Origin of the sequence: Psychrobacter sp. (genome assembly GCF_036731945.1) — a bacterium.
Lineage (GTDB): Bacteria > Pseudomonadota > Gammaproteobacteria > Pseudomonadales > Moraxellaceae > Psychrobacter.
The window spans coordinates 74848-81591 of sequence record NZ_DAINDI010000002.1 but is presented as its reverse complement, the minus strand read 5'-3'; the positions used below and the strand labels follow the sequence as shown (position 1 = coordinate 81591).

The 6744-nt window shown below is 42.6% G+C and carries 6 protein-coding genes; 1 reads left to right on the top strand and 5 read right to left on the bottom strand.

The window, feature by feature from the left end; genetic code table 11:
* Nucleotides 1-254: 254 nt before the first annotated feature.
* Nucleotides 255-944: a hypothetical protein gene (locus V7D75_RS00820; protein ID WP_333613012.1), complete on the top strand. Its 690-nt coding sequence runs from the start codon at nucleotides 255-257 to the stop codon at nucleotides 942-944.
* A gap of 253 nt (nucleotides 945-1197) precedes the next feature.
* Here V7D75_RS00820 and V7D75_RS00815 read toward each other — a convergent pair whose 3' ends face one another.
* The 5 genes from V7D75_RS00815 to V7D75_RS00795 form a co-directional block, all read right to left on the bottom strand.
* The gene (locus V7D75_RS00815; RefSeq protein ID WP_333613011.1) at nucleotides 1198-2517 is read right to left on the bottom strand and encodes a short-chain fatty acid transporter; all 1320 of its coding nucleotides are present in this window, start codon (nucleotides 2515-2517) and stop codon (nucleotides 1198-1200) included.
* A gap of 234 nt (nucleotides 2518-2751) precedes the next feature.
* A complete protein-coding gene (locus V7D75_RS00810; protein WP_333613010.1) occupies nucleotides 2752-4005 on the bottom strand; it encodes an NAD(P)/FAD-dependent oxidoreductase in 1254 nt (417 codons plus the stop codon).
* Between the two features lie 106 nt (nucleotides 4006-4111).
* Nucleotides 4112-5140 carry an ornithine cyclodeaminase family protein gene (locus tag V7D75_RS00805; protein WP_333613009.1) on the bottom strand — a complete coding sequence of 343 codons (1029 nt, stop codon included), beginning with the start codon at nucleotides 5138-5140 and terminating at the stop codon, nucleotides 4112-4114.
* A gap of 238 nt (nucleotides 5141-5378) precedes the next feature.
* On the bottom strand, nucleotides 5379-6257 hold the full coding sequence (locus V7D75_RS00800) for an NAD(P)/FAD-dependent oxidoreductase (protein WP_333613008.1): 879 nt from the start codon (nucleotides 6255-6257) through the stop codon (nucleotides 5379-5381).
* Nucleotides 6211-6663 carry an NAD(P)/FAD-dependent oxidoreductase gene (locus V7D75_RS00795; RefSeq protein WP_333613007.1) on the bottom strand — a complete coding sequence of 151 codons (453 nt, stop codon included), beginning with the start codon at nucleotides 6661-6663 and terminating at the stop codon, nucleotides 6211-6213. Before V7D75_RS00795 ends, V7D75_RS00800 begins: the two co-directional genes overlap by 47 nt.
* Between the last annotated feature and the right edge of the window lie 81 nt (nucleotides 6664-6744).

Below are 6744 nucleotides of genomic sequence, written 5' to 3'. Positions count from 1 at the left end.
AAAGCTTAGATTAGAATATAGATAAAATTTATTGAGCCTCATCGGATAAAAATGATTATAAAAGCTCCATAAGCTAACAAAAAATCTCATATAATTTTCAACTTATATAAAAGCTGTAGGATCATTTTTAGTTTTACACCTCTTATTAATTTAACTATTAATTTAAATCCTGTGATTTAGTTAACCTTATTAATCTCTTAGTGCGAATATAAGAAGGTTAACTGTTTTTATACTTAAAAAGGTAATTTTTCATTATGCTTAGTTTTACTGAAAAATGGTCCATCCCTATAGTATTTGCAGTGCTTTTGCACATAGTGGTTTTATTTATTTTCTATACCAGCTTCTCTGAGAAAGATGGAAATAACAAGGGACATAGCAAAAACATAACTACTGAGCACATCAGTGCTCCTAGTATACTTGTCTCGGTTAATACTCAATCTTCTATTAATACAATAGATAATTCTAAAACGCCTTCACAAGCATATAAAAAGCAAGCAATAGACAAAATTCTTCCTGATAAACCTGAATCAAAAATTATTGGAAATTCGCTCAAAATTGACGTATCAAATAACGAAAATATGGTTATAGATTCAACTAAATCAAACACTATAACTACTCAAAAACAACAATTAAGCGACAAAAAATTAAAAGGAAGTCGAGATTCCAACGCAGAATTTGTAGGTATTAAAAAAGATAAGTTAGAGGAATTTAAAAATGAGGCAGGATTACTTAGTATTGATACACCTAAGCAACCATTAGCAATACTTACAGATGAGAATTACGAACTGGCGAAAACTGAAGTTGAAGAAATAAATAGTCAACTCAGCAACGCTATTAGTGAAGTAAAAAAACGCAATCAACGGGAAATTGATCATTTACAACAACAGTCTGACGTTTATATTCGCAGTAACGAAAATAACAATGTCGCTTCTAATGACTTTTAATAAAATGCAGAAAATTTTTCATATCATTACTTTTATTTATTAAACTATTTTTAGGCGCAATTAACCTCAATGATAAGCTGTATAAGATTTTATTTTTTAAACCAGATATAACCTCTGAGAAATTTTTTATAAAAAAAATTTACAAAGTAAGTATTACCGCTTAAAAGCCGCTCTGTTTGCTTCATTTCATGGTTTTTTAAACAAAAAAAAGCCTTACCTATAAACTAGGCAAGGCCATCACTTACAATCTTAGTTATAAAAACAACAACCCCAGCCCAATCACAACGCCGCTGACAATCAGCACAATGACACAAAAACCCATGATATCCTTGGCTTTGAGTCCAGCGATTGCCAAGGCAGGCAACGCCCAAAACGGTTGAATCATATTTGTCCAAGCGTCACCCCACGCTACCGCCATCGCAACTTTGGCCGGATCACTACCGAGCATCTCCGCCGCCTCTAACATAATTGGCGCTTGCACCGCCCATTGTCCGCCACCTGAGGGGACGAAAAAGTTAACCAGTCCTGCACTTAAAAAAGCAAAAAGCGGTAGCGTATCCACTGTCGAGACGTTAACAAACGCTTCTGACATCACTCCGGCCAAACCAGAAGCCGTCATCATGCCCATAATCCCCGCATAAAATGGGAATTGTACGATAATCCCGCCCGCCCCTTTGACCGCTTCTTGAATAGCAATTAAATACTTACGCGGCGTTCCGTGGAATATTATCCCAAGGAATAAAAACATGAAGTTCACCAAGTCGAGCGTTAAAGCAAAGCCGTTCTGCACGAAATAGTAAACGATAAAAGCAATACCCAATAAGCCGATGACCATGGATAAAATCCAGCTGTTTTCTAAACGCTCCGCTGGGGTCATCTCTGACTTTGCTGGAAGCGCCTCAACGATAGGGTCTATTAAAAGTTTCGGATCTACTGTCACCGTATCTTCTTGTTTTGGCATCATCAGACGATTTAATAACGGCACGATAATGACCAATGCCGCGACGATAATTAAATTATAGCTCGCAAAAATGGTAGCACTCGTTGGAATCACCCCAATCTTATCAACGAATGGATGGCCTTCTGTTGCAATGGATAATGGGATAGAGCCAGAGAATCCTGCATGCCAAATGATAAAACCAGAATACGCACTGGCTATCAGCAAACGGTAATCCACATTTTCGACACGTTTTGCCAATTCTTTTGCGAATAACGCGCCAATCACTAAGCCAAAACCCCAGTTAATCCAGCTAGCGGCAAGGGATACCAAGGTGACCAATATAATCGCGCTACTGGGCGACTTTGCAAAGCTTGCCAGTTTGCCGAGCCCTTGTTTAAATATCGGGCTACTGGCCAAGACAAAACCTGTGACTAGCACCAACACCATTTGCATTGAAAACGCCAGTAGCGCCCAAAACCCTTCGCCCCAAAACGCCACCATTTGTATCGGTGAGGAATCGGTCAGACCTAAGCCCATGGCAAAAATAACCAAGGTCAAGATAATGACAAACAAAAATGGATCGGGTAAATATTTCTCCATTAAGCTGTTTGAGAAGCGTGTGATTCCTTTCATTTTTAAACTCCCTTTTTTATTTACATTTGCACGTCTTTCCTAAGCCTAATGTTACCTCATTTCTATTTTTTTAGGGTGTTTGAATGACTATCAATAATATTAACGGCACGCCATAAGCGCTACGATAGAGCACCGTATCTTGCTTATTAATCAGTAGGAATAGAAGTAAAATGCATGATACAAAAAAGAAAGATAGGAGAAGCAGGAGAGGCAGAAAGTTACTGCAGAAAACGGTTAAAAACTAGCAGTAAAACGATGACTACTAAAGGGCTTGGCATCGATAAATAACGGCTTATTATGGATCATCTCTTCGATAAGACGTCCTGTCACGGGCCCCAATGTCAACCCTTGATGAGCATGACCAAACGCAAACCACAAGTTAGCGTGTTTTGATGCACGACCAATAACTGGCTTCATATCAGGCATACAAGGCCTTGCTCCGCACCATGCTTCAGACTCCACGGCATCTTCAAGTGGCACAAGTTTTCTTGCATGAGTCAACACGGCTTCTAGTTGGGCGAATTTTTTTGGCGCGTCTAAATTTGCCATTTCAGCACCCGTGGTAACTCTGATACCTTGCTCCATTGCACCCATCACAAACCCTTTATCGACATCGAACAAGCTATGTGAAAGGGCGTTTTTGGCCGTGATCTTAAAATGCTGATGGTAGCCACGCATAGGAAACATCGGTATGTTATAACCCAGTGGCTTGATAAGCTCAGCTGACCAAGGCCCTGCCGCTATCACGACATGCTGACAGTCGTAGGTATCATCGCCGCACACAACTTGCCAGCCTTCTGCCGTTTGCATAATATCTGTCACGGTTAACTGCTTAATCTCGCCCGCCATCGCTGAAAAGCTTTTTGCATAGGCTTTTACCAGACCGCTGGGATTGTTTATTTGCCACGAGTTTTTCCAGTGGATACCGCCAATATAATCGGTAACGTTGAGATTGGGCTCTAGGGCTTGCAGCGCTACTAGCGATAGCACTTGATACTCTACGCCTTGCTCCGCAGCCTTTACGGCTTTATTAATGGCTTTTTCAAAATGAATAGAGTTACGATGAAGCTCAATCCAGCCTATTTTACTGACCAGTGCTTCTGCGCCAGCCGCTTTAATCATCGGCTCGTGCTCATTGGTACAATGCTTAATCAGCGTCGCCCATTCTTTATCGATGACTTCAACATTTTTTGTACAAGAGTGCTGCCAGTACTGAAATAAAGGGCGCTGAAAACCATAAATTGCCGACCAACGGTAGCGAATATCGGTACGGTTATTTGGCAAAACACTAAAAATCTCTTTAACACTTCGCGGAAAAGGTTTGGTATTGACCGCTTCTCTGGTGATAATGCCCGCATTACCATAGGAGGTTTCTTCTCCTGGGGGCTTTTTATCAAGTAACAGCACCTGAGCGTTGTTTTTTTGCAGATGCCACGCGATAGAGGTTCCTACGATGCCTGCCCCAACCACAATCACGTCATAGCGCATATCAATACTCTTCAAGCCAGTTAGACCAAAATAAAACTATTACCTTAAAAATCGTTGTCTTAAAAATCGTTGTCTTAAAAACTGTTACCTTAATAGCAGCCAGCTTTTATAAAGCAACAAACTGGCCCAAATCGTCTTTTTTGGCCTTTTGAGCAACCTTTAAAGCGACGGCGGCATCGAAGCTTGCCGCACCAACCGACTTAAACAGCGTGATACCTTTATCGACATTTAGGTCAATTTGCACTTTTTCATTGACCAAATCACTTAGCGTCCCCGTCAGCTTATCCCACGTCCAAGTACTATCAGCGTCTTCATGAGCTTGGATCAAATCACCCGCTTCATGTAAGCCGCCCTCGGCGTCGTCAATAATGACAGACGTACTGGCTTCTATCACCGAGTTACTGACTTCCTTCATCGATGCTTGATAGGCGCCAACGGCATTGATATGAGCGTCGGCTTTTATCTGCGCCGCTTCGAACAAACCTGACGTCGCACGCGTTGCCAAATTGATAATATCGGCGTCTTGAATCGCCCCTTCGATATCGTCGCACACCGTAAAATCAACGTCCCATTGTGGATAGCCTTTTTTAAATTTCTCCTGAAATTTATGCGCGGTCTGCTCGGTTCGGTTCCAAAGATTCACCTGCTTGATATTTGGACGTACGGTAAGAATAGCGTTAAGCTGCTCATACGCCATACCGCCCGTGCCGACCACTGCTGCCACTCGACTATCAAGATTGGCTAAATGTTTAGTCGCGATGCCAGACAGCGCCGCGGTACGTACTTGGGTGATGTATACCCCATCCAAAAAGGCCAACATCTCTCCTGTGTCATTGTCTGAGACCGTGACATTGGCCATGGTGGTTGGTTTATCACGCTTAGGATTGTCTGGGCAGATAGTGACCAGCTTGACGACTGCATATTCATTAGTACCATCAAATACCACTGCCGGCATAGATAAATGGCTGCCGGAGCTCTTTGTACTACTTTCCTCAAAAGTCGGAATGACAAGGCGTTCAGGCGTTTTAACCCACGTCGGATGCTCGCTTTGCACGTTGAGTAATTCCTCAATCGCCTCAATTGCCATCGACATGGTCAGCTGTTTTTTTACTGTATGAATGTCTAAAATTCGCATAATGTTCCTTAAACTGTCCTGTAATTTTATTATTAACAATCCCTAAATGTGACATTAAAAAACCTAACAAGCAACCCGCCATTTATTAAAGCTTTTATCACGGTTTATAATTTTAAAAATAATATTAACGATAAGCTTAAATGTATGACTTACAACGACGGCCATATTGGCTATGATATTTATAAAAGTTTAGTCGAATTTTAACCAAGTAAATAACCACACTATGTAAATAAACATGCTATCTGATAATTTTAAGGCATTGACCAGCATGGTACAAAGTCAGCCCCAACTCTGTAAAGCCCGATTTAATGCCTGCAAAAGGGATTTTCGCTTCTTCTAACGTCTTAAATGGAATAGGAATACTCTCTCTATTACCGGTCAATATATACTCGGCGAAGCATTTACCCATGAGCGTACCGGTAGTAATACCGCGACCATTATAGGCGGTCGCTGTCAGCAAACCTTCATCCGGCTCCATCACGCGAAAGATATGATCTTGGGTAAAGCCAAAGCTACCGCACCACTCATACTGCCAATTAAAAGCAGGCAGATCTGGATAATAGCTCTTTTGCACAGCATTGGCCCATGATTGATAAAAGGATTTTGGTTTCATCTGTGTACCACCAACTGTGCCCAATAATAAGCGATTGTCATCGTCACGGCGGAAACTCGATAACGCCAAGCGGGTATCCCATGCCCCTGTTTTATAAGGTAAAATGCGCTCTGCCGCCGCGCCGCTCAGCGGTTCTGAGGCGATTTGATAGTAATAAACCAAATAAAATGTCTTCTTAATTTCTGTCCATTCGCCTTCGCTATAGGCATTGGTAGCGATGATGACGCGCTCAGACTTGACGCGCGCTTTGGCGGTTCTTGCATACCAATGACCGTCCACCTTTTCTAGTGTTTCAACGCCAGAATGCTCGTAGATCGTCACGCCAAGATTGGTAGCGACTTTGGCAAGGCCTCTGACATACGCCAGCGGATTGATGGTACCTGCGCGGTGGTCTAATAAGGCTTTATTGATACTGGTAGTACCGCAGTATTCATGGCATTTGCTGCCAGTCAATACCTCAACATTGGCACCGCGGTCGCAGCTGCTCGTATCTGATATCGACATCGATTTCACCTTTGGCATTATGGGCCATGTGAAGGTTGCCCGCTTGGGTGGCTTGGGCGTCGATATCATAGCGTTTGATTAGATCAAACACCAAACTTGGTGCTTGTCCAAGCGCTTGGGTCAAACGCTCACCGGCCACTTCACCCAGACTGATATTCAAGTCATCAGGGCGCGCCCAAGTTCCGGCGTTGACTAGCCCAACGCTTTTTCCCGAGCCGCCACTACCGATGGTTTGGCTTTCAAGTAAGACAACCTTGACGCCTTTTTCAGCCAGATGAATCGCCGCTGACAATCCGGTATATCCGCCGCCAATGATGCACACCGCCGCTTGGGTATCGCTACTCATTTGGCTATAAGCGTCAATATTCGGCGCGGTCATGTTCCATAAACACTGCTCTTGCAACATATCATATTCCTTTATTAGCGCGCTTCATTGACAGAAAAAGCAACGTCAACCTTTTTTACTTCAGGCTCTTCGCGCGGTATA

Excerpts from the sequence above, each read along its gene's own strand:
- V7D75_RS00815 (WP_333613011.1), bottom strand. The coding sequence starts at position 2,517 with ATGAAAGGAATCACACGCTTCTCAAACAGCTTAATGGAGAAATATTTA.
- V7D75_RS00810 (WP_333613010.1), bottom strand. The coding sequence starts at position 4,005 with ATGCGCTATGACGTGATTGTGGTTGGGGCAGGCATCGTAGGAACCTCT.
- V7D75_RS00820 (WP_333613012.1), top strand. The coding sequence starts at position 255 with ATGCTTAGTTTTACTGAAAAATGGTCCATCCCTATAGTATTTGCAGTG.
- V7D75_RS00800 (WP_333613008.1), bottom strand. The coding sequence starts at position 6,257 with ATGTCGATATCAGATACGAGCAGCTGCGACCGCGGTGCCAATGTTGAG.
- V7D75_RS00805 (WP_333613009.1), bottom strand. The coding sequence starts at position 5,140 with ATGCGAATTTTAGACATTCATACAGTAAAAAAACAGCTGACCATGTCG.
- V7D75_RS00795 (WP_333613007.1), bottom strand. The coding sequence starts at position 6,663 with ATGTTGCAAGAGCAGTGTTTATGGAACATGACCGCGCCGAATATTGAC.